This window comes from Phenylobacterium sp. (genome assembly GCF_030693805.1).
Classification (GTDB): Bacteria; Pseudomonadota; Alphaproteobacteria; order Caulobacterales; family Caulobacteraceae; genus Phenylobacterium.
In genome coordinates this window covers 1-19,018 of the sequence record NZ_JAUXZW010000409.1, presented here as the reverse complement: position 1 = coordinate 19,018, position 19,018 = coordinate 1, and the positions used below count along the sequence as shown (strand labels likewise).

The window sequence follows — 19,018 nt, the reverse complement described above, 5'->3', positions numbered from 1 at the left end:
CGCCTGCCCGGCGTCATCAAAACCGATCAGTGGGCGCACCCAGCGCCAGATGGCGCCGTTGTGCAAACGCAGAAGCGGGAAACTGCTTGGCGCTTCCTTCAGCGGCATCGGCAGCAGCACCTGCGCGATCCGGCTCATCGGCGGACCGCTCGCACGGGGTGGCCCGGCGAGCCTTCGGGCGCTAAACACCTCGACGCCCAAGCCATCCAGAGGTCGCCCGCCATGCAACTGTTTCTCGACACCACCGACACGGCGATCCTCAAGGACCTGGCCGCCACGGGCCTGGTCGACGGGGTGACCACCAACCCGACGCTGATCGCCAAGTCGGGCCGCCCGATGCTGGAGGTCATCGCCGAGATTTGCAGCCTCGTCGAGGGGCCGGTGAGCGCCGAGGTCGCGGCGATGGATGTCTCCGGCATGCTGGCCGAGGGCCGCAAGCTCGCCGCCGTCGCGCACAATGTGGTGGTCAAGGCGCCGCTGACACGCGAAGGGCTGATCGCCACGGCGGAATTCGCCCGCGAAGGCATCCAGGTCAACGTCACCCTCTGCTTCACCGCCGCCCAGGCGCTGCTGGCCGCAAAGGCCGGCGCGGCCTACATCAGCCCGTTCATCGGCCGCCTCGACGACTACGGCGCCGACGGCATGGGGCTGATCAGCGAGATCCGCGCGATCTACGACAACTACGACTTCGACACCGAGATCCTGGCCGCCTCGATCCGCAACCCGGCGCATGTGACCGCCGCCGCGCTAGCCGGGGCGGACTGCGCGACCATTCCGCCGAACGTGTTCCAGGACCTCTTCAAGCACCCGTTAACCGAAAAGGGTCTTGAACAATTCATGAGCGACTGGGCGAAGACCGGCCAGTCCATCGTGTGACGGCGGGGGCTGCATGGACGGATTTCGGGCGACGGCGACAAACGAGGCGCTCGCGCCCGAACAGGTCCGCGGCTTCCTGACCGAGAACCCGGGTTTCCTGCGCGACGACGACCGCCTGCTGGCCGAGCTGGGCCTGAGACTGGACGCGGCCAATGTCGTGGACTTCGGCCCCGCGGCGCTGGCCCGGGTGCACGCCGCCCACCGCGAGGAATCCACCGCCCGGCGCTACCTGGAGGCCACGGCGCGGGCCAACTTCTCCGCCCAGGCCCAGACCCACGGCGCGGTCATCGACCTGCTGGAAGCCCGCAACCACGCCGACCTCGCACGGCGCGTCGACGAGCTGGCGCAACTGCGCTTCGGCCTGGCCGCCGGCGTCGTGGCGCTGGAGGGGCCGGGACGCACGCCGGCCGGCTGGCGGATGCTCGTCGAGGGCCAGGTGGACATGATCCTGGGCGGCGGACAGAAGCTGGCCTCGATGGGGTTTGCACCCACGGCGCTGGGCCTGTTCGGCGAGCGCGCGCCGCAGGTGCGCTCGATGGCCATGGTGCGCATGGCGATCTGGGAGCCGGCGCGGCAGGGCCTGCTGGCTTTCGGATCAACCGACGAGCACGCATTCACCGAGGATATGGGCGCCGAGCTGGTGGCGTTCCTGGCCCGCGTCGTGGAGCGCACCGCAGAGCGCTGGCCGGTGCTCAACTGAACGCCCCCGCACAGACGAGACAGTCCGCGCGCGCCGCACAGATCGCGTGGCTGGACTATCTGGCGCAGGAGCGCCGGGCTTCGCCACGCACCCTGGAGGCCTACGGGTTCGCCGCGGCCCGCTACCTGAACTTCCTCGAACGGCACCTCGGCGAAACGCCGGTGCTGGATACGCTCTCGCAGGTGACCGCCGCCGACCTGCGCGCCTTCCTGGCCTGGTTGCGGCAGGGCGATCGGCCGTTGTCGCCGCGCTCGATGGCCCAGGCCCTGTCGGCGGTGCGCGCCTTCCATCGCTTCCTGGACCGCCGGATGGCCACGCCGAACGCCGCTATCAGCCTGGTGCGCGGCCCCAAGGTGCGGCCGGGCGCGCCACGTCCAGTGAGCGAGGATCAGGCGCTGGGGATGCTCGCCGAGCCCCATCTCGACCCGGATCGCGAGGACTGGGAGGCGGCGCGCGACGAAGCCGTGCTGACCCTGCTTTACGGCTGCGGCCTGCGGATCTCGGAAGGGCTGTCGCTGAAGCGCGGCGACGCGCCGCTGGGCGAGACGCTGAGAATCACCGGCAAGGGCGGGAAGACGCGGCTCGCGCCCGTACTCCCCGCGGTGCGCGCGGGCGTCGACGCCTATCTGGCGCTGGTTCCTTACACGAGCAGTCGGGACGAGCCGCTGTTCGTCGCCAAGCGCGGCGGCCCCCTGACGCCTCGGCACGTCCAGGCCATGGTGCAGAAGCTGCGTGGACGTCTGGGCCTGCCCGACAGCGCCACGCCGCATGCGCTGCGCCACTCCTTCGCCACCCATCTGCTGGGCGCCGGCGCAGACCTGCGCTCGATTCAGGAGCTGTTGGGCCACGCCTCGCTGTCGACCACACAGCGCTATACCGAGGTGGACGCCGCCGCCCTGCTCGGCGCCTACGCCAAGGCCCATCCGCACGCCTGAAAGCCTCAGTCCGCGCTTCGAGCCATCCGCAGCCACGCAGGTTTGCCGGGTTCGGCGTCGCCCCGCTCCACGACTATGAAGCCTTCCCGGATGTAGAACGCGCGGGCCCTCAGGTTCTCGGCCTGGACCTTGAGGGAGATCGGGCCGGTGGCGGACGCGATCACCTGGTCCAGGAGCGCCTTGCCGACGCCCTGGCCGCGGACTTCGACGTAGAGGGAATGCAGGAACTCCGCCGGGCGGTAGTAGCTGGCGACCCCGAGGATGCGGTCGCCGTGCGCCGCCAGCCAGACCTCCTCGTCACGGGCGTGGTCGAGGAAGTCCTGGGCGCGATGCACATGGGGCGGGAGCCAGGTGAAGGTCTCGCGCAGCACCCGCTCGTAGAGCGCGGCGCAAGCAGGAAGCTCAGCGGCGCTGGCGCGGCGAACGGCGAAGGTGGCGATGGCGCTGGCTTGGTCGCTCGATGACGAAATGACGCTCATCGCGCCGTCTCCGGTTGATCGCCGAGAGCTTCGCACGTTTCCTTCCACTCCGCTCATCCCGGCGAAAGCCGGGGCCCAAGCTGAGGCGCTATTTGCGCGCGGTCCGACCGCTTGGGGCCCGACTTTCTTCGGGATGAGCGGGTTGGGGTGGCTTGCCTAGGCCTGCATGGTCCAGCCTTCGACGCCCATGGCGGCCTGGCGCAGGGCTTCGGAGCGGGTGGGATGGGGATGACAGGTACGGGCGACGTCTTCGCTGGCGGCCTTGAACTCCATGGCCACGCAGTATTCGCCGATCATCTCGCCGACCTGAGGGCCGATCATGTGGACGCCCAGGACCTCGTCGGTGGTCGCGTCGGCCAGCACCTTCACGAAACCCTCCGTCTCGTGATTGATCTTGGCGCGGGAGTTGGCGCTGAACGGGAACTTGCCCGACTTGTAGGCGACCCCCTGCTCCTTCAGCTCCTCCTCGGTGCGCCCGACCCAGGCGACTTCCGGCGAGGTGTAGACCACCGAAGGAATGATCCCGTAGTTCACGTGGCCCGCCTTGCCGGCGATGGTCTCGATGCAGGCGACGGCCTCTTCCTCGGCCTTGTGGGCCAGCATCGGGCCGTGGGTGACGTCGCCGATCGCCCAGACGCCAGGCGCCGAGGTGCGCCAGTGGTCGGTGTCGATGAAGCCGCGCTTGTCGGGCGTGATCCCAACGCTGTCGAGGCCGAGCTTGTCGGTGAACGGCCGCCGACCAATGGCCAGCAGAACGTAGTCGGCCTTTAGCGTCTCGGCCGCGCCGCCGGCCACCGGTTCGACGGTGAGCGAGACGCCCTTCTTGTCGGCCGTTGCGCCGGTGACCTTGGAGCCCAGCTTGAAGATCATGCCCTGCTTGGTCAGCGAGCGCTGGAAGGCCTTGGCGGTCTCGCCGTCCATGCCAGGGGTGATGCGGTCGAGGAACTCCACCACCGTGACCTCGGCGCCGAGACGCCGCCACACCGAGCCCAGCTCCAGGCCGATGATGCCGGCGCCGATGACGATCAGGCTCTTCGGCACTTCGGTCAGCGACAGCGCTCCGGTGGAATCAACGATGCGCTTCTGGTCGACGTTGACGCCCGGCAGGCCGGCAGGTTCCGATCCCGTGGCGATCACTACATTGGCGGCTTCCAGGGTCTGGACGGCGCCGTCGGCGGCCGTGATCTCGACCCTGCCGGGACCGGCCAGCTTGCCCGCGCCCTTCACCCAGTCGACCTTGTTCTTCTTGAACAGGAACTCGATGCCCTTGGTGAGCGCGCCGAGGGATTCGGCCTTCTGCTTCATCATCTGAGGCAGGTTGAGTTTGGGCGAGACGTCGATGCCGAGGGTGGCGAACTCGGTCTTGGCCGCGTCGTACATCTCGGACGCGTGCAGCAGGGCTTTTGACGGCATGCAGCCGACGTTGAGGCAGGCGCCGCCGAGCGTCTGACCCAGCTCGACCACCGCGACCCTCAGGCCCAACTGGCCGGCGCGGATGGCGGCGTTGTAGCCGGCGGGACCGCCGCCGATGATGACGACGTCGTACTGGGCCATGGGGTTCTCGCTCGGTGGTCCGGGAAGGTGCGGCTGAGATACAGAACCTTCGCCTCAGAGGCGAGCGTTAGCGTGTGCGCCGCGGTCATTTCGTCGGGAATCGCCCCTGCAACGCCCGGCGATCGAGCGGCCCGGCCGGGTCTGCCCAGGACAGGATGTCGAGCTGCGGAATCCGGATGAACTCGCGTACATTGCCCGTGACCAGCGTCCAGCCCTGGCTGACAGCCTGACCGGCCATCAACACGTCCATCGCGCCTACAGTGGAGCCCGCAGTCTTCAGGTCGGCGCGGATTCGAGCCGCCTCCATGGCGTCGTCCGACGCCCATGGATGAATCTCCATGCGCGTGGCGAGTTGCTCGACGAGCCGCATGTGGTCGGCCGGATGAGCGCTGGCCATCGCCCCGAACATCAGTTCATGGACGACTATGGTGGACAGATGGAGCGTCGCACCGGCCATCTCGGCGTCCTGCAGCCACTCGCCGTAATGCGGCCTGCGCCCGCGGATCACCTCGATCGCCACGTCTGTGTCGAGCGCAAGCCTCACTCGTCGAAATTAACGTCGCGCGCCGTCAGCTGCGGCGGCCGGTCTGGAAACGGTTCGCCAGCCGCCTCGCGCAGCCGATCCATCTCGGCCCAGAAGCTAGGCCAGTCCGTAGCCACGGGCTCCAATATGACCTTGTTCCCATCCTTGCGGATGCGAACCTCGGCGCCGGCAAATCGGAATTCCTTGGGCAGGCGCACCGCCTGGCTTCCGCCGTGGGTGAACAGCTTCGCCGTCTTATGGGCGCTCATCATTGGGCTCCGTATCTACATCATATAGATACAACAGCAAGGCGCAGGATTCAACGTGCGTTGACGACAGCTCTAGACGCGTGAGGCGCCTTACAGGTCGAGCAACAGCCGCTGGGGATCCTCGATGGCGTCCTTGACGCGGACCAGGAAGGTGACGGCGCCCTGGCCGTCGACGACCCTGTGATCGTAGGACAGCGCCAGATACATCATCGGGCGGATGACGATCTGGCCGCCGACCACCACCGGCCGATCCTGGATCTTGTGCATGCCGAGGATGCCCGACTGCGGCGCGTTGAGGATCGGCGTCGACATCAGCGAGCCGTAGACGCCGCCGTTCGAGATCGTGAAGGTGCCGCCCTGCAGATCGTCGAGGCCGAGCGAGCCATCGCGGGCTTTGAGGCCAAGCGCGCCGATCGCCTTCTCGACGCCGGCCAGGCTCAGGGCGTCGGCGTCGCGCACCACGGGGACCACCAGGCCGCGTTCAGTGCCGACGGCGACGCCGATGTCGTAGTGATCCTTGAAGATGATGTCCTGGCCGTCGATCTCGGCGTTGACGTCGGGCACCGCCTTCAGCGCGGCGACCACCGCCTTCACGAAGAAGCCCATGAAGCCCAGCTTGACGCCGTGGCGCTTCTCGAAAGCGTCCTTGTACTGACTGCGGGCGGCCATCACGGCGCTCATGTCCACCTCGTTGAAGGTGGTCAGCATGGCGGCGGCGTTCTGGGCTTCCTTCAGCCGGCGCGCGATGGTCTGGCGCAGGCGGGTCATCCGCACACGCTGCTCGCGCTCATGCACCTCGCGCGGCGCGCCGGGAGCGACTGGCGCTGCGGGCGCCTTGGCGCGGGCGTCGAGGGCGGCCAGCGCATCGCCCTTGGTGATGCGGCCATCCTTGCCGGTGCCGGGAATGGCGGCCGGGTCGAGCTTGTTCTCGGCGGCGATCCTCTGGGCCGAAGGCGCGAGCGCAGGCGCTGCGACTGGAGCCGCAGCCTTGGCCGGCTCTGGGGCCGGCGCAGGCGCTGGGGCCGCGGCCTTCGCCGGGGCGGCGGCTTTTGCCGGAGCCGGCGCGGCGGCGCCTTCCTGGACGCGGCCGAGCACCGAGCCCGGGCCGACCGTCTCGCCTTCGGACGCCGAGATCTCGCTCAGCACGCCGTCGGCGGGCGCGGCGACCTCTAGGCTGACCTTGTCAGTCTCCAGCTCCACCAGGATCTCATCCTTGCGCACCGGATCGCCCGCCTTCTTGGCCCAGCGCGCGACCGTCGCCTCGGTGACGGACTCGCCCAGGGTGGGCGTCATGATGTCGGCCATGGGATAAGCTTCCTTAAGTATCTACGGGCGGGCGTTCAGGCGAAGGCTTCGGTGAGGAACGCTTCCAGTTCGCGAAGGTGGCGGCTCATCTGGCCGGCGGCGGTGGAGGCCGAGGCCGGGCGACCGACGTAGCGGGCGCGCTTGGCCTTGATCTTCATGCGCGCCAGGGTCAGCTCCAGCCACGGATCGACGAAGGTCCAGCCGCCCATGTTCTTCGGCTCTTCCTGGCACCAGACTAGTTCGGCGTTGGGGAAGCGGGCGAGTTCCTGCGACAGCGACTTTAGCGGCCAGGGATAGAACTGCTCCAGGCGCAGCAGGTAGATGTCGTCGCGTCCGGTCTTGGCGCGCTGCTCGACGAGGTCGAAGTAGACCTTGCCGGAACAGAGGATCACGCGGCTGATCTCGGCCGGCGTCTTCAGCACGATCCCACCGACGTCGCAACCGGCTTCGGCGCCGTCCACCATCACCCGGTGGAAGGTCGAACCCTCGGCCAGGTCCGAGAGGTTGGAGACCACCTTCTTGTGGCGCAGCAGGCTCTTGGGCGTCATCAGCACCAGCGGCTTGCGGAACTCGCGCAGCAGCTGGCGGCGCAGGATGTGGAAGTAGTTGGCCGGCGTCGAGCAGTAGGCGACCTGGAGGTTGTCCTCGGCGCAAAGCTGCAGGAAGCGTTCGAGGCGGGCGGAGGAGTGCTCCGGACCCTGGCCCTCGTAGCCGTGCGGCAGCAGCATCACCAGGCCGCTCATCCGCAGCCACTTGCGTTCGGCGGAAGAGATGAACTGGTCGATGACCACCTGGGCGCCGTTGGTGAAATCGCCGAACTGGGCTTCCCAGAGCGTCAGGGTGTTGGGGTCGGCGAGCGAGAAGCCGTACTCGAAGCCCAGCACCGCCTCTTCCGACAGCGCGGAATCCAGCACCTCGAAGTGGGCCTGGGTGTCGGTCAGGTTGCGCAGCGGGAAGTAGGTCTCCTCGCTGGTCTGGTCGACGACGCCCGCATGGCGCTGGGTGAAGGTGCCGCGCACGCTGTCCTGGCCGGACAGACGCACCGGATAGCCCTGGTCGAGGAGGCTTGCGAAGGCCAGCGACTCGGCGGTCGACCAGTCGATGCCCTCTTCGGCCTTGATGGCGGCGTGGCGGCCGTCGATCACCCGCTGGACCGTCTTGTGAACGCTGACCCGCGCGGGGATCGAGGTCATCTTCAGGCCGAGGTCGAGCAGCTTCTGGTGCGGCACGCCGGTTTCGCGGCGCAGCTCTTCGCCGCCCGTGGGGTTGAGGCCCGCCCACTTGCCGTCCAGCCAGTCGGCCTTGTTCGCCTTATAGGCCTTGCCGCTATCCATCTCGCCGTCGAGGAAGGCGTCGAAGTCGGCCAGCATCAGGTCGACTTCCGCCTGGCTGACCACGCCTTCGGCGATCAGGCGGCGGGAGTAGATCTCGCGCGTCGACGGGTGTTCCTTGATCTTCGCGTACATCAAGGGCTGCGTCATCGTCGGATCGTCGCCCTCGTTGTGGCCGAACCGGCGGTAGCAGAACATGTCGATGACCACGTCCTTGCCGAACTGCTGGCGGAACTCGACGGCGATCTTCGAGGCGAACACCACGGCTTCGGGGTCGTCGCCGTTGACGTGGAAGATCGGCGCCTCGACCATCAGCGCCACGTCCGACGGATAGGGCGAGGAGCGGCTGTTCTTCGGGCTGGTGGTGAAGCCGATCTGGTTGTTGACGATGAAGTGCAGCGCCCCGCCCGTGCCGTAGCCGCGCAGGCCTGACAGGGTGAAGCACTCGGCCACCACGCCCTGGCCGGCGAAGGCCGCGTCGCCGTGCAGCAGTAGCGGCAGCACGTGGCCGCGGCCGGCGTCGGCCTTGGCGCGCAGCTTGAACGCCTGCTTGGCGCGAGCCTTGCCCAGCACCACCGGGTTGACGATCTCCAGGTGCGACGGGTTGGCGGTCAGCGACAGGTGGACGGTGTTGCCGTCGAACTCGCGGTCCGATGAGGCGCCCAGGTGATACTTGACGTCGCCCGAGCCCTCGACGTCGGAGGGCAAGCTGGTGCCGCCCTGGAACTCATGGAAGATCACCTGGTAGGGCTTGCCCATCACGGCGGCCAGCACGTTCAGGCGGCCGCGGTGCGGCATGCCGATGACGATGTCCTCGACGCCCAACGCGCCGCCGCGCTTGATGACCTGCTCCATCGCGGGCACCAGCGCCTCGCCGCCGTCCAGGCCGAAGCGCTTGGTGCCGGGGAAGCGGCGGTGGAGGAATCGTTCGAAGCCCTCGGTCTCGATCAGCTTCTTGAGGATGGCGACCTTGCCCTCCTTGGTGAAGACGATCTCCTTGTCTCGCCCCTCGATGCGCTCCTGCAGCCAGGACTTCTGGGCCGGGTCGGAGATGTGCATGTACTGCACGCCGACATCGCCGCAGTAGGTGCGGCGTAGGATTTCGAGGATCTCGCGGATCGTCGAGGTCTCCAGGCCCAGCACGTAGTCGAGGAAGATCGGCCGGTCGAAGTCGCTCTCGCTGAAGCCGTAGCTGGCCGGGTCGAGCTCGCTGGCGTCGCCCGGAGGCACGGCGAGGCCCAGCGGGTCCAGGTTGGCGCGCAGGTGGCCACGCATGCGGTAGGCGCGGATCATCATGATCGCACGCAGGGAATCGAGGGTGGCGGCGCGCACCGTGTCGGTGTCGGCGGCGGGCTCGCGGCCGGCGATCTTGGTCTGGACCTTGGCTTCGACCGCGGGCCACAGGCCGTCGATGGCCGACAGCCATTCCGGACGCGGCGACGGCGACAGGGCCTTGGCCCAGGCCGGACGCTCAGCGGCGGCTTTCACCTCGTCGGCGCGGTCCTGCAGGGAGGCGAAGAACGCCCGCCACGACGGCTCGACCGAATTGGGATCGACCGCCCACTTGGCGTAGAGATCCTCCACGAAGGCGGCGTTCCCGCCGTAGAGGAACGAGGTCTCGGCGAGCACCTCGTTGATAATCCCTGCGTCGTCCGCCATGCCATCCGCTCCCGGGGATCGCGCCGCGGAGCTTCTGGGAAAGGAGCCGAGCGCGGATCGCCCTAACGCTAAATTTCCGAGGACTTCCCTGGACCCTGGCGGCGGCCGCGCAGGCTCAGGAACGTCCCCTCAAATGCCAGGGTCGCCGTGCGGCGACCTCAAGCCCCTTTCAGCACCTCAAGAAGGGTCTCGCCGAGCTTCGCCGGCGACGGCGAGACGCGGATGCCCGCGGCCTCCATCGCAGCGATCTTGTCCTCAGCGCCACCCTTGCCGCCCGAGATAATCGCACCCGCGTGACCCATGCGCCGTCCAGGCGGCGCAGTGCGTCCAGCAATGAAGCCGACCATAGGCTTCTTGGTTGCTGAACTTTTAATGAACGCAGCGGCGTCTTCCTCTGCGGAACCGCCGATTTCACCGATCATGATGATCGATTCCGTCTCCGGGTCGTCAAGGAACATCTGCAGCACATCGATAAACTCCGTGCCCTTGACCGGATCTCCGCCGATACCGACCGCAGTCGTCTGGCCGAGACCCACCTGGGTCGTCTGGAACACAGCTTCATAGGTAAGCGTCCCGGAGCGCGAGACAACGCCCACCGAGCCCTTGCGGAAGATGTTTCCGGGCATGACGCCGATCTTGCACTGGTCCCGCGTCAGCACGCCCGGGCAGTTGGGGCCGATCAGCCGCGACTTGGAGCCGGACAGCGCGCGCTTCACCTTGACCATGTCGGCCACCGGGATGCCCTCGGTGATGCAGATGATCAGCGCCACCTCGGCGTCGATCGCCTCGAGGATCGAGTCGGCGGCGAAGGGCGGCGGCACGTAGATCACCGAGGCGTCGGCCCCGGTCTGTCGCACCGCTTCGCCGACGGTGTCGAACACCGGCAGGCCGATATGCGTGGTCCCGCCTTTGCCCGGGGTCACGCCGCCGACCATCTTGGTCCCGTAGGCGATGGCCTGCTCGGAGTGGAAGGTGCCCTGGCTGCCGGTGATCCCCTGGCAGATGACCTTCGTGTTCTTGTCGATCAGAATGGACATTTAGCTCGGGCTCGTTTCGGAGGGACGCTCAGCGCAGGCGGCAGGCGTGGTCATTTGCGTACGGCTGCGACGATCTTCTCGGCGCCGTCGGACAGATCGTTGGCGGCGATCACATCGAGGCCGCTTTCGTTGATGATCTTCTTGCCAAGCTCGACGTTCGTGCCTTCGAGGCGGACCACCAGGGGCACCTTCAGGCCGATCTCGCGCACGGCCTCGACCACGCCTTCGGCGATGATGTCGCAGCGCATGATGCCGCCGAAGATGTTGACCAGGATGCCCTTCACGTTGGGATCCGTGGTGATGATCTTGAAGGCCGCAACGACCTTGTCCTTGGTCGCGCCGCCGCCGACGTCGAGGAAGTTGGCGGGCTCGGCGCCGTAGAGCTTGATGATGTCCATGGTGGCCATGGCCAGCCCGGCGCCGTTGACCATGCAGCCGATCTCACCGTCGAGGGCGATGTAGGACAGGTCGTACTTGGACGCCTCGATCTCCTTCGAATCCTCCTCGCTCTCGTCGCGCAGCTTGACGATGTCGGGGTGGCGGAACAGGGCGTTGTTATCGAACGAAACCTTGGCGTCGAGGACGCGGAGCTGGTCGTCGGCGGTGACGATCAGCGGGTTCACCTCCAGCATGCTCATGTCTTTGGCGACGAACGCCGCATAGAGCTGGCCGAGCAGTTTGGTGGCCTGTTTGGCCAGATCGCCCTTCAGGCCCAGGGCCTTGCTGAGCAGCAGGCCGTGGTGGGGCCACACGCCGGTCACCGGGTCGATGGAGAAGGTGATGATCTTCTCGGGTGTCGAGTGGGCGACCTCCTCGATGTTCATGCCGCCTTCGGTGGAGGCGACCACCGACACGCGGCTGGTCTCGCGGTCGACCAACAGGGAGAGGTAGAACTCCTGGGCGATCGCGGCGCCTTCTTCGATGTAGATGCGGTTGACCTGCTTGCCCTTGGGCCCGGTCTGGTGCGTGACCAGCACGCGGCCCAGCATCTCGGCGGCGTTGGACTTCACCTCGTCGACCGACTTGACGACGCGGACCCCGCCCTTGGCGTCGGCGCCAAGGCCTTCGAACCGCCCCTTGCCGCGGCCGCCCGCATGGATCTGCGACTTCACCACCCACAACGGACCGCCCAAGGATTCGGCGGCCTTGACCGCCTCGTCGACGGTGAACGCGGCCTGTCCGCGCGGGACGGCGACGCCGAACTCGGCGAGTACGGCTTTGGCTTGGTGTTCGTGTATGTTCATGAGGTCGCAGACGCGCTGGCTTGAGCCCCCGCCCAGGCGGCGAGTGGCGGGCGTTATAGGCGCCGCACATGACTGGCGCAACCGGCACGGCCGTGGTTTCGCCCGCTATCTGACGCACGGTTCAGGCCGAGTTCAGGTTCGCCCGTGATGATGCGCTTTGCGGGCCGCAACCGCGCACCGGCCAAGGAATTTGGCAGATGACCCCGAACGGCCGCAGGAGCCTCCGCCGATGACCAGCGACCGCGACGCAGGCCACAGCCTCGGCCAGGATCCTGGCCAGAATCTGGGCCAAGGTCTGGGCCAAGGTCTGGGCCCGATGCGCACGACCAACACCGTCGAGGCGCCGGCCAACCGCCCGAAGCCGGCGATCCTGCTGGCCGTCGGCCTGGCCATCGCCCTGGCGCTGGGCGTCGGCCTGGGCCTCTGGGCGCGGCCGGACCTGCTGAAGACGCCCAAACCGATGACCCCGACATTGGCGACCGCGGCCGCCACCGGTCCGGACGGCAAGGTGCGCATCCTGGTCAATCCCGTGGCGCCCGCCCCTCTCGCGCCGGCGCCACAGTCTGACGGCCCGTTGGAGGTGCTGCCGCCGGACATGGCCTCGGCCGCCCTCGCCGAAGCCAGGCAATCGCTTGGCCCGATCACGCCGCGGGCGCCGACCTATGACGAACCCCAGCCCACCGAGGCTGCGGCGCCGTCAGCCGCTGGCGAGGCATGCCGAGGCGCGGTCACCGTCGCCGAACGGATGGTATGTGGAGACCGCAGGCTGTCAGCGGCCGACCGGCGGATGGCGCGCGCCTACCAGCGGGCGATCGCGATCGGCGTGCCGGCCGGCGAGTTGGATGACGAACAGAACGACTGGCTGTCGATTCGTGAGGACGCGGCGCGCTATTCCGCCGCCGCCGTCGCCGACGTCTACGACCAGCGCATCCGCGAGCTCGAGAGCCTCGCCGACGACGGGCGGTGAGGGGGTCCAGCACGCTCGCCCCCTCCGTCTTCCGCCTGCGGCGAAAGCCACCTCCCCCGCTGCGCAGGAGGGGAGCTAGAACCCCGCTCCTCCCCTGCGCAGCGGGGGAGGTGGCGCGCCCCGAAGGGGCGTGACGGAGGGGGCGTGACGACCGTCTACGCCAGGGTCTTGTCGATGTCCTTGCAGGCGGCGAGCAGGCCCTGCACGGAGGCGACGGACTTGGCGAACATGTCCTTCTCGCCGGCGTCCAGCGGGAACTCGATGACGCGCTCGACGCCGCCGGCGCCGATCACCGCGGGCACGCCCACGTAGATGTCCTTCAGGCCGTACTGCCCGTCGAGGTGGGCGGCGACGGGCAGGACGCGCTTCTTGTCCTTCAGGTACGACGTCGCCATGGCCACTGCGCTTTCGGCCGGGGCGTAGAAGGCCGAGCCGGTCTTCAGCAGGGCGACGATCTCGCCGCCGCCGCCGCGGGTGCGCTGGACGATGGCGTCCAGGTCGCCCTGGCTGAGCGCGCCCTGTTCAACGAGGACGTTCAGCGGCAGGCCGCCGACGGTGGAGTAGCGGGTCATCGGCACCATGTCGTCGCCGTGGCCGCCCAGGGTCCAGGCATGCACGTCCTGGACCGAGACGCCGAGCTTTTCAGCCAGGAACAGGCCGAAGCGCGCGGAGTCGAGCACGCCGGCCATGCCCACCACCTTGTTGTGCGGCAGACCCGAGAACTCGCGCAGCGCCCAGACCATGGCGTCCAGTGGGTTGGTGATGCAGATGACGAAGGCGTTCGGGGCGTGCGCCTTGATGCCGTCGCCGACCGCCTTCATGACCTTCAGGTTGATGCCCAGCAGGTCGTCACGGCTCATGCCCGCCTTGCGCGGCACGCCGGCGGTGACGATGCAGACGTCCGCGCCGGCGATGCCGGCGTAGTCGTTGACGCCCTTCAGCGAGACGTCGGAGCCGATCACCGTGGTCGCCTGGGCGATGTCCAGGCTCTTGCCCTGGGGCAGGCCCTCGGCGATGTCGAACAGGATTACGTCGCCCAGCTCCTCGCGCGCACAGATATGGGCCAGGGTGCCGCCGATCATGCCGGCGCCGATAAGGGCGATCTTCGCGCGAGCCATGGATAAGGTCTCCGAGGAATGGGGTGGGTGGGCCGAATGGCGGTGAAAAAGTCGCGGCGCGGTCTAGACCCGACTTGCCGTGTGGGCAAGGCGAAGCCGCGCTTGGCGTTGATCGAACTGTCGGAAGGATGCGCGCGATGACCCACTTGCCGCAGGGATGGGCGGCCGATCCCGCATTCGAAGCGGGCTCGCGAGCCTTGGGAGAACTTGGGCTCTGCCATGCGCGACTGCAGGACGACGCGCGATATCCCTGGGTGGTGCTGATCCCGCGCCGGCTGGGCGCGCGCGAGCTCGAGGACCTCGACGCTGGCGACCGCAACCTGCTGATGGATGAGATCCTCGCCGCGGGCCGGGCGGTGCGGGCGCTTGGCAAAGCCGCCGGACGGCCCGTGGAGAAGCTGAACGTCGGCGCGCTGGGCAATGTGACGGCGCAACTGCACGTGCATGTGGTGGGGCGGCGCGCGGACGACGCGACGTGGCCAGGGCCGGTGTGGGGCGCGGGGACGGCTCAGCCATATGCGGCGGCGGCCTTGCGTGAGGCGACGGCGGCCGCGGCGACGACCCTCGGGTTGTAGAAGCCCGCCCCTAGTTGCGGCGCAGGGTGACGCGGCGGGGACCGGCGGCGTCGAGAAGCTCGCCGGACCAGCGGCCGTCGACGCCGGGTGAGAGCGTGGCGACGGCGGCTTCGGCGCCAGTGTGGGGTCGGAAACGCAGGGTCAGCAGCGAGCCGTTGCGCTGGATATCCTCCAGGAAACCCGAACCGCCGATCGCGCCGATCCGCTTCAAGTCCCGCCAGGCGCCTTCCAGCGGCCGGCCGTTCCGATCGACCAGCTCCATGGAATAGAGGTCGCCGCCGGGTTGGGCGGCGAGCGTCCAGGCGCCGTCCAACGGCCCCTGCATCCCCTGAGCCGAGGCGAACGAGGCGCGCAGCCGCTGTTCGTAGGTGAGGTCGCGCTGGTTCGGCGGCGCCTCGGGCGAGCGGCCGACCTCGTCCACGTGGACCGGGCTGGTGACGGCGCGGCGATAGGGCGCCGGCGGCGGAGCAACGGCCGGGGCGCTGGCCGGGACCTGGGGCGGGCGGGCGTACTGCAGGGGCGGCGGCGGGGCGGCGGTTGCTTCCTGAGCAGGCGCGACCGCTGGCGAGACTGCAACAGGCGCGGCGGGCGGCTGAGCCTCGACCTGGGCTGGCGCGGTGATGATCGGCGCCGGGTGGCTGACGGCGGCCGGAGTGGCGGCGGTTTCGGGAAAGCTCTGCGGCGGCAGCGTCACGGGACCGGTCGGCGGGGCCGGAACCGGCGCCTCTGCGGGGGTCGCTGCGAGGTCGGCGATAGGGTCGCCAGGCGGCAGGGACTCGGCTTCATCCTCGTCCATCTCAGCCGGTGTGGCGGCGGGAGCCGATGTGGTCGGCGTTGCTGAAGACTGCGGCGTCGGGACCGCGAGCGGCGCGGCGGGCGGCGGGGCCTCCGGCCCTGTGGCCTGGGGCGCTGTGGCCTGGGGCGCGTCCAACAGCTCGGAGATCGGATCCTGGGCCTGCGCGTCCGCGCGGCCGGGAACAATCGCCGCCGCGGCGGAGCAGAGCAGCAGCGCCGCGCCAAGGCGGCTCGAGTAGGTGCGCAGCAAGGTCATGCCCCGTTGGCGGCGATCGCCTCCGACACGGCGATCTGACGCCGCGCCTCTTCCAGATGCAAGCGCTCGACCATCCGCCCGTCGATGCGCAGTACGCCCTTGGTCGCATTTTCGGGCGAGTCGAAAGCGGCGACGACCGTGCGCGCCCAGGCGACCTCATCGGCGGACGGGGCGAAGGCCCGGTTGGCGGCCTCGATCTGGCGGGGATGGATCAGCGTCTTGCCGTCGAAGCCGAAGGCGGCCCCCTGCTCGCACTGGCGCCCCAGGCCGGCGTCGTCGTCCAGGCCGTTGAACACGCCATCCAGCACGGCCAGGCCGTGGGCGCGGGCGGCGGCGACGATCAGCGACAGCGGCGCCAGCAGGGATGCGCGCTCCACGTCCTGGCGGCAGCGCAGCTCCTTGGCGAGGTCGTTGGTCCCGGCCACCCAGACATCGAAGCGATGCTCGCGAGCCGCGGCGCCGATGGCGTCGAGGGCGAATAGCGCAGCGCAGGTCTCGATCATCGCCCACAGCCGCACGCCGGCCGCGGCGGAACCGTAGGCCGCGACGTCGGCGGCCGAGGCGACCTTGGGGACCAGCACGGCGTCTGCGCCGGCGCCGCGCGCGGCGGCCAGGTCGTCGCGGCCCCAGGGCGTGTCTAGACCGTTGACCCGCAGCACGACCTCGCGCGAGCCGAAGCCGCCAGCGCGGATCGCGTCCACAGCAAGCGTGCGGGCTTCGGCCTTGGCGTCGGGCGCGACGGCGTCCTCCAGGTCCAGGATGACCACGTCGCATGGCAAGGTGCGGGCCTTGTCTACGGCGCGCGCGTTGGAGGCGGGCATGTAGAGGACGCTGCGGCGGGGACGAGCGGCGGCGGGAATGACGGCCTCCTGGGACGTACTGATGGTTGCTGTATTCGGCGTCTTATCGCTTAGAATGGCGCCATGACCACTCGATACGATGAAGACGCCCGCAACGTGCTGGGCGGGGAGCTGGCGAGCTGCTCGATGCAGCCGCTGACCGGCTTCTTTCGCAACGGCTGCTGCGAGACGGGACCACACGACACCGGCATCCACACGGTCTGCGCGGTGATGACGGCGCCGTTCCTGGAATACTCCAAGTCGGTGGGCAACGACCTGTCGACGCCGCGGCCCGAGCTGGGCTTCGACGGGCTGAAGCCGGGCGATCGCTGGTGCCTGTGCGCGCCGCGCTGGAAGGAGGCGCTGGACGCCGGCGCCGCACCGATGCTGGTGCTGGACGCGACCCACGAAGAGACCCTGGCGATCGTGACGCTGGGCGTCCTGAAGGACTACGCGGTCAAGGCTTAGAGCGGATACTCGGCCTCCTGGCGATAGACCGAACCTTCGGCGGTGCGGTGGCTGGAATAGAGGCCGAAGCGGTCCAGCGCGAAGGCTTCGACGCTGAGCAGGTTGTTGACCTGGATCCAGCGAGCGACCGCGTCCGGATCGGGGCGGTTGAGATAGGCCAGCGTCACGTGGGGACGCCACACGCGGCGTTCCGACCGCAGCCCGGCGCGGCGGGCGGCGCGCTCGCAGCGCTCCGCCAGACGGCGCAGCGGCTCGGTTTCGATGACCGCGGCCCACACCGCGTGGATGTCGCGACCCTCTCCGAACGCGCCGACGCCGCTCAGCGAGACACCTACTGGCCCCGCGCCGGCGAGCGCCAGCTCGGCGTCCAGGTCGCGGGCGGCGTCCTCGCGCACGTCGCCGTAGAACCGCAATGTGACGTGCAGGCTCTCGAGCGGCCGCCAGCGCGCACGCTCGAGCCCGCTCTGGGCCTGGACCAGGCGTTCCCCGACCTCGGGCGGCACGGCGAGCGCAGAGAACAGTCGAAGCATCGGAGTCAAACTCGTGAATTCGTGTCCGATTTGCAACGTCCGGAATGACGTAGTCGTCATGCCATACGGACTTGCGCATAACCTCTACGCTCACGATATTGAGAGAGCGTCCAATCGGGGACGTCTTTATCAAGGGCAATGCCTCAAATGAGCGACCTCAACCGCGGCTACGCGCGCACGATCCCAGCGGATCGCGCCGACATGTCGGTGGACGCAGGCCTGCGCAGCTTCATGCTCGGCGTCTACAACAAGGTGGCGCTAGGCCTCGTGCTCTCCGCCGCCCTGGCCTGGCTCACCGCCGACTTCGAGCCGGTCCGGCAGATGCTTTATGTTCTCACGCCTGAGGGACGCCTGGCGGGCTTCACGACTCTGGGCACCGTCATTCGCTTTGCGCCCCTCGTCATACTGATCGGCGCGATGTTCATGAAGAACCCGAGCCCCGCGGCTTCGGGGGCGATCTACTGGACCGTGGTTTCGGCGATCGGCGCCGGCCTCGGCGTCTGGCTGCTGGCCTACACCGGCGCCTCAGTCGCCTCGACCTTCCTGATCACCGCGATCGCGTTCGGCGCGCTGAGCTTGGTGGGCTACACCACCAAAAAGGACCTGACCGGTTTCGGCAGCTTCCTGATGATCGGCCTGATCGGGCTGATCGGCGCCTCGATCGTCAACATGTTCCTGCACAACGGCCCGATGGCGTTCATCATCAATGTGGCCGGCGTGCTGATCTTCGCGGGCCTGATCGCCTACGACACCCAGCGCCTGAAGATGACCTACTACGAGCTGGGCGGCGACCAGGCGCGGATGAGCGTGGCGACCAATTACGGCGCGCTGAACCTGTACCTGAACTTCATCAACCTGTTCCAATTCCTGATGAGCCTGTTCGGCAGCCGCCGCTAAAAGGGCGCGCGCCTTCGACACCCAAAGGTCGAGCCCAACGACTTTGCAGACCCCGGCGGGTGACCGCCGGGGTTTTGTTTGCGGGCGATGCGGCGTGACGTCAGTCGACGACGCGGAAGCGGTCGCGATCGAAGAAGCGCAGGATCTGGTCCAGTTCGTGCCCGCGACGCAGGATCATGCCGCCCTGGCCCACCAGGGCCCATGCGCCCTGCCGGCGGGCCAGCGAGGGTCGCATCTCGAAGCGGTAGAGCGGCGCCTCCGCGGACCTGCGGAACACCGAGAACACCGCCACCTCCGGCAAGCCGGCGATGCCGTAGTCGCGCCATTCGCCGGCCGCCACCATGCGGCCGTATAGGGAAAGCAGGCGCTCCAGCTCGCGGCGCTGGAAAAAAACGATCGCCTGGCGTGGGGCCGCGGGAGAAGCATCGGTTGCCATCGGCAGGCAGCCTAATGCCAAAGCTCGCTTCCTGGCGAGCCCCTCAAGCCGCAAGCGCCAAAATCGCCCGCCGCGAAATGACCTTATTTCGGTCCAGTCCGCGCCCGGTTAGGTCTCGATATTGCGATGGTCGGTTGGTCGGAACCCTGTTGGTCCCGGATCCTGAACAGCCCCCCCAGCCCCCCTGGATCGCGGGCTTCGATCAGCCGACGCCTAATTCGAACG

The 19,018-nt window shown here is 68.5% G+C and carries 20 protein-coding genes; 7 read left to right on the top strand and 13 right to left on the bottom strand.

Annotation, left to right across the window (positions count from 1 at the left end; translation table 11 throughout):
- The first annotated feature begins 222 nt into the window (after positions 1-222).
- Genes fsa through Q8M88_RS16425 form a run of 3 tightly spaced genes read left to right on the top strand, consistent with a single transcriptional unit; the run spans position 223 to position 2,511 of the window.
- Positions 223-876, top strand: coding sequence for a fructose-6-phosphate aldolase (fsa, locus tag Q8M88_RS16435; protein WP_305598232.1), 654 nt, complete (start codon positions 223-225; stop codon positions 874-876).
- A 13-nt stretch (positions 877-889) separates the two neighbouring features.
- Complete coding sequence (locus tag Q8M88_RS16430; protein ID WP_305598231.1) at positions 890-1,576, top strand: DUF484 family protein; 687 nt, start codon at positions 890-892, stop codon at positions 1,574-1,576.
- A complete protein-coding gene (locus Q8M88_RS16425) occupies positions 1,558-2,511 on the top strand; it encodes a tyrosine recombinase XerC (protein WP_371132745.1) in 954 nt (317 codons plus the stop codon). The genes Q8M88_RS16430 and Q8M88_RS16425 overlap by 19 nt, the downstream gene beginning before the upstream one ends.
- 5 nt (positions 2,512-2,516) lie before the next feature.
- Here Q8M88_RS16425 and Q8M88_RS16420 read toward each other — a convergent pair whose 3' ends face one another.
- The 8 genes from Q8M88_RS16420 to sucC form a co-directional block, all read right to left on the bottom strand.
- The gene (locus Q8M88_RS16420) at positions 2,517-2,990 is read right to left on the bottom strand and encodes a GNAT family N-acetyltransferase (RefSeq protein WP_305598230.1); all 474 of its coding nucleotides are present in this window, start codon (positions 2,988-2,990) and stop codon (positions 2,517-2,519) included.
- Positions 2,991-3,146: 156 nt separating this feature from the next.
- Positions 3,147-4,544 (bottom strand): dihydrolipoyl dehydrogenase, encoded by a 1,398-nt coding sequence (lpdA, locus tag Q8M88_RS16415; protein ID WP_305598229.1) that lies wholly within the window; start codon positions 4,542-4,544, stop codon positions 3,147-3,149.
- A gap of 85 nt (positions 4,545-4,629) precedes the next feature.
- Positions 4,630-5,088, bottom strand: a complete 459-nt coding sequence (locus tag Q8M88_RS16410; RefSeq protein ID WP_305598228.1) for a PIN domain-containing protein — start codon at positions 5,086-5,088, stop codon at positions 4,630-4,632.
- Positions 5,085-5,336, bottom strand: coding sequence for an antitoxin (locus tag Q8M88_RS16405; RefSeq protein WP_305598227.1), 252 nt, complete (start codon positions 5,334-5,336; stop codon positions 5,085-5,087). The genes Q8M88_RS16410 and Q8M88_RS16405 overlap by 4 nt, the downstream gene beginning before the upstream one ends.
- A gap of 90 nt (positions 5,337-5,426) precedes the next feature.
- Positions 5,427-6,641: a 2-oxoglutarate dehydrogenase complex dihydrolipoyllysine-residue succinyltransferase gene (gene odhB / locus Q8M88_RS16400; RefSeq protein WP_305598226.1), complete on the bottom strand. Its 1,215-nt coding sequence runs from the start codon at positions 6,639-6,641 to the stop codon at positions 5,427-5,429.
- A gap of 35 nt (positions 6,642-6,676) precedes the next feature.
- On the bottom strand, positions 6,677-9,631 hold the full coding sequence (locus tag Q8M88_RS16395; protein WP_305598225.1) for a 2-oxoglutarate dehydrogenase E1 component: 2,955 nt from the start codon (positions 9,629-9,631) through the stop codon (positions 6,677-6,679).
- 158 nt (positions 9,632-9,789) lie between these two features.
- The gene (sucD, locus tag Q8M88_RS16390) at positions 9,790-10,668 is read right to left on the bottom strand and encodes a succinate--CoA ligase subunit alpha (RefSeq protein ID WP_305598224.1); all 879 of its coding nucleotides are present in this window, start codon (positions 10,666-10,668) and stop codon (positions 9,790-9,792) included.
- Positions 10,669-10,718: 50 nt separating this feature from the next.
- Entirely contained in the window at positions 10,719-11,912 is a 1,194-nt protein-coding gene (gene sucC / locus Q8M88_RS16385) for an ADP-forming succinate--CoA ligase subunit beta (protein WP_305598223.1), read from the bottom strand.
- Between the two features lie 229 nt (positions 11,913-12,141).
- On the opposite strand from sucC, the gene Q8M88_RS16380 reads away from it, so the two are divergent.
- A complete protein-coding gene (locus tag Q8M88_RS16380; RefSeq protein WP_305598222.1) occupies positions 12,142-12,879 on the top strand; it encodes a lysozyme inhibitor LprI family protein in 738 nt (245 codons plus the stop codon).
- A gap of 155 nt (positions 12,880-13,034) precedes the next feature.
- Here the strand turns inward: Q8M88_RS16380 and mdh are convergent, their stop codons facing one another.
- Positions 13,035-13,997 (bottom strand): malate dehydrogenase, encoded by a 963-nt coding sequence (mdh, locus tag Q8M88_RS16375; protein WP_305598221.1) that lies wholly within the window; start codon positions 13,995-13,997, stop codon positions 13,035-13,037.
- 137 nt (positions 13,998-14,134) lie between these two features.
- Between mdh and Q8M88_RS16370 the strand changes: the two genes are divergently transcribed.
- Positions 14,135-14,572 carry an HIT domain-containing protein gene (locus tag Q8M88_RS16370; RefSeq protein ID WP_305598220.1) on the top strand — a complete coding sequence of 146 codons (438 nt, stop codon included), beginning with the start codon at positions 14,135-14,137 and terminating at the stop codon, positions 14,570-14,572.
- 10 nt (positions 14,573-14,582) lie between these two features.
- Here Q8M88_RS16370 and Q8M88_RS16365 read toward each other — a convergent pair whose 3' ends face one another.
- Together Q8M88_RS16365 and Q8M88_RS16360 are read right to left on the bottom strand one after the other, a co-directional pair.
- Positions 14,583-15,623 (bottom strand): hypothetical protein, encoded by a 1,041-nt coding sequence (locus tag Q8M88_RS16365; protein ID WP_305598219.1) that lies wholly within the window; start codon positions 15,621-15,623, stop codon positions 14,583-14,585.
- Positions 15,620-16,483 (bottom strand): CoA ester lyase, encoded by an 864-nt coding sequence (locus tag Q8M88_RS16360; RefSeq protein WP_305598233.1) that lies wholly within the window; start codon positions 16,481-16,483, stop codon positions 15,620-15,622. Before Q8M88_RS16360 ends, Q8M88_RS16365 begins: the two co-directional genes overlap by 4 nt.
- A gap of 63 nt (positions 16,484-16,546) precedes the next feature.
- Between Q8M88_RS16360 and Q8M88_RS16355 the strand changes: the two genes are divergently transcribed.
- A complete protein-coding gene (locus tag Q8M88_RS16355) occupies positions 16,547-16,930 on the top strand; it encodes a DUF2237 family protein (RefSeq protein WP_305598218.1) in 384 nt (127 codons plus the stop codon).
- Here the strand turns inward: Q8M88_RS16355 and thpR are convergent.
- The gene (gene thpR / locus Q8M88_RS16350) at positions 16,927-17,460 is read right to left on the bottom strand and encodes an RNA 2',3'-cyclic phosphodiesterase (protein WP_305598217.1); all 534 of its coding nucleotides are present in this window, start codon (positions 17,458-17,460) and stop codon (positions 16,927-16,929) included. The genes Q8M88_RS16355 and thpR overlap by 4 nt on opposite strands.
- A gap of 147 nt (positions 17,461-17,607) precedes the next feature.
- Between thpR and Q8M88_RS16345 the strand changes: the two genes are divergently transcribed.
- Positions 17,608-18,357 (top strand): Bax inhibitor-1/YccA family protein, encoded by a 750-nt coding sequence (locus Q8M88_RS16345; protein ID WP_305598216.1) that lies wholly within the window; start codon positions 17,608-17,610, stop codon positions 18,355-18,357.
- Between the two features lie 100 nt (positions 18,358-18,457).
- Here the strand turns inward: Q8M88_RS16345 and Q8M88_RS16340 are convergent, their stop codons facing one another.
- Positions 18,458-18,793: a DUF2794 domain-containing protein gene (locus Q8M88_RS16340; RefSeq protein ID WP_305598215.1), complete on the bottom strand. Its 336-nt coding sequence runs from the start codon at positions 18,791-18,793 to the stop codon at positions 18,458-18,460.
- Between the last annotated feature and the right edge of the window lie 225 nt (positions 18,794-19,018).